Origin of the sequence: Stenotrophomonas sp. 3diitr2024 (assembly GCF_042136455.1) — a bacterium.
GTDB lineage: Bacteria > Pseudomonadota > Gammaproteobacteria > Xanthomonadales > Xanthomonadaceae > Stenotrophomonas > Stenotrophomonas sepilia.
The window spans coordinates 1-2,645 of the sequence record NZ_JBHHMJ010000625.1 but is presented as its reverse complement, the minus strand read 5'-3'; the positions used below and the strand labels follow the sequence as shown (position 1 = coordinate 2,645).

General features: G+C 67.1%; 2 protein-coding genes. One reads left to right on the top strand and one right to left on the bottom strand.

The window, feature by feature from the left end; translation table 11 throughout:
* Positions 1 to 40: 40 nt before the first annotated feature.
* The gene (locus tag ABGA94_RS16240; protein WP_010482595.1) at positions 41 to 793 is read right to left on the bottom strand and encodes a Crp/Fnr family transcriptional regulator; all 753 of its coding nucleotides are present in this window, start codon (positions 791 to 793) and stop codon (positions 41 to 43) included.
* A 127-nt stretch (positions 794 to 920) separates the two neighbouring features.
* Between ABGA94_RS16240 and hisS the strand changes: the two genes are divergently transcribed.
* Complete coding sequence (gene hisS / locus ABGA94_RS16235) at positions 921 to 2,315, top strand: histidine--tRNA ligase (protein WP_005416325.1); 1,395 nt, start codon at positions 921 to 923, stop codon at positions 2,313 to 2,315.
* The last annotated feature ends 330 nt before the right edge of the window (positions 2,316 to 2,645 follow it).

The following is a 2,645-nucleotide window of genomic DNA, read 5'->3' as shown; positions in this document are numbered from 1 at the left end:
CCCCCCCCCCCCCCCCCCAACCCCATGAACCGTGATGCGGTCAGATCAACCCTTCACCGGCCAGTGTGCGCAGCCCGTCCTCGTCGAGGATCTCCACTACGTTCAGGTGGGGCAGGGCAATCAGCCCTTGCTGGCGCAGCTTGGTGAAGGTGCGGCTGACCGTTTCCATGGTCAGGCCCAGATGGTCGGCGATGTCGCCTCGGCCCATCGGCAGCGACACGCGCAGGCCGTCGCCGCCCAGCTTGGCCTCGCGCGCGGCCAGGCGCAGCAGGAAATCGGCCAGCTTCTCGGCCGGCTGCAGGCGTGCCAGCGCCAGTGCAGCGTCCTGCGCGGCATCCAGTTCCTGGCAGGCACGCTGCAGCAGCTTGCGCTCCAGGTGCGGGAAGCGGCTGCGGAGCGCCTTCATCTGTGGCAGCGCGACGCGGCAGACACGGCTGTCGGCGATGGCTTCGATGTCGTAGCGGTGATGGTCGCTGCCGCTCAGGCCCAGGTAGTCGCCGGGCAGCACGAAGCCGTTGATCTGGCGGCGGCCGTCGGCCAGGGTGCGTACCAGGCGCAGTGCGCCGGCAGTCAATGTATAGACATGGTCGCGTTCTTCACCCGTGCGGGCCAGCGTGCTGCCCATGCTGACCTGCTGCGAAACGGTGACCTGTTCCAGCGCCTGCACTTCATCGGGCGACAGCGCCGAGCACACCGCAAGGTGGCGAACCGAGCAGTGCAGGCAGTCCAGCGTGGTGCAGGACGGCGAGGCGGGATCGTTGGTGGCGGGCGGAGCGCCGGAAGGCCGTGACATGTTGCGGGGGCGTATCGCGGGCGGGGGAGGGCCTTATGATACTTCAAGCGGCCGTTCGACCCTGCCCGAGGCGGGGGCGCTAGAATGTCGCCCCCTCCCACGTCCCGTTCCAGCAGGAGTTCCGCCCGTGATCAAGCCCCGTACCCCGCCCGGCACCCTTGAACTGCTGCCGCGCGAGCAGATTGCGTTCCAGCGCATGCTGGACGTGATCCGCCGCAACTACGAGCGCTTCGGGTTCCTGCCGGTGGAGACGCCGGTGTTCGAGCTGTCCGACGTGCTGCTGACCAAGTCCGGCGGCGAGACCGAGCGCCAGGTGTACTTCGTGCAGTCCACCGGTGCGCTGGCCAATGCGGCCGAATCGGGCGACCGTTCGCTGCCGGAAATGGCGCTGCGCTTCGACCTGACCGTGCCGCTGGCACGCTACGTCGCCGAGCACGAACACGAACTCACCTTCCCGTTCCGTCGCTACCAGATGCAGCGCGTGTACCGCGGCGAGCGTGCCCAGCGCGGCCGTTTCCGCGAGTTCTACCAGTGCGACATCGACGTGATCGGCAAGGACAGCCTGAGCGTTCGCTATGATGCCGAAGTTCTGGCGGTCATCCACGCCGTGTTCTCGGAACTGCGCATCGGTGACTTCAGCATCCAGCTGAACAACCGCAAGCTCATGCGCGGCTTCTTCGAGAGCCTGGGCGTGGCCGAAGGCGAGCGCCAGCTGGCGGTGCTGCGCGAAGTGGACAAGCTGGACAAGCGCGGCGCCGATTACGTGCGCGAGACGCTGGTGGGCGAGGGCTTCAACATCCCGGGCGAGCAGGTCGAGAAGATCCTGGCGTTCGTGGCCGTGCGTTCGCAGGGCCATGCCGATGCGCTGGCGCAGCTGGCAACGCTTGAAGCCGACGCCGGTTCTTCGGAGATCCTGCGTACCGGCGTGGCCGAACTGCGCGAAGTGCTGCAGCTGGTGCAGGCGCTGGGCGTGCCGGAAACCGCGTACTGCCTGAACTTCTCCATTGCGCGCGGCCTGGACTATTACACCGGCACCGTCTACGAAACCACGCTGACCGACCACCCGCAGATCGGCTCGATCTGCTCGGGCGGCCGCTACGAAGACCTGGCCAGCCACTACAGCAAGTCCAAGTTGCCGGGCGTGGGCATCTCCATCGGCTTGTCGCGCCTGTTCTGGCAGCTGCGCGAGGCCGGCCTGATCGATGGCATCGAGGCCAGCAGCGTGCAGGCGCTGGTGGCGCTGATGGACGAGCAGGGCATGCCGCAGTCGCTGGACATCGCGCGCCGCCTGCGCGCCGGTGGCATCAATACCGAAGTGCAGATGGAGCCGAAGAAGATCGGCAAGCAGTTCCAGTACGCGGCCAAGGCGGGCATCCGCTTCGTGGTGCTGGCCGGTGAGGACGAGCTGGCGCGCGGCGTGGTGGCGGTGAAGGACCTGGTGCGCGAGCAGCAGTTCGAAGTCTCCCGCGACGAGCTGGCCAGCACCCTGCAGGTCGAGCTGGAGCAGTCGAAGGTGATGTAACTGCCGGTTGGCCGCACGCCGACACGCCACGAAACGCCCACCACCCGGTGGGCGTTTTCGTTTCCGGGCCGCGTTCCGGGGTCAGAGCCGTTTTCCTTCAGAAAACGGATCCGACCCCTTGCTGTTCCAACAGCTCGCAGGAAACTGTCGACGGCGGGGTGGGTCCGGAGGCAGGGGTGTCCGCGGCATGGATGCCGCGACCAAGCCCCCATGGACGGGTTTACGGCGTCCCCGCAATCCGACACCGCCCCGCCAAGCCACAGACAACCCAGAGCCGCTTTGGCTTTGGCTTTGGCTTTGGCTTTGGGTTTGGCTTTGGCTTTGGCTGTT

Bases quoted from the DNA above. Each gene is read 5' to 3' on its own strand.
- ABGA94_RS16240 (WP_010482595.1), bottom strand. From the start codon at position 793: ATGTCACGGCCTTCCGGCGCTCCGCCCGCCACCAACGATCCCGCCTCG.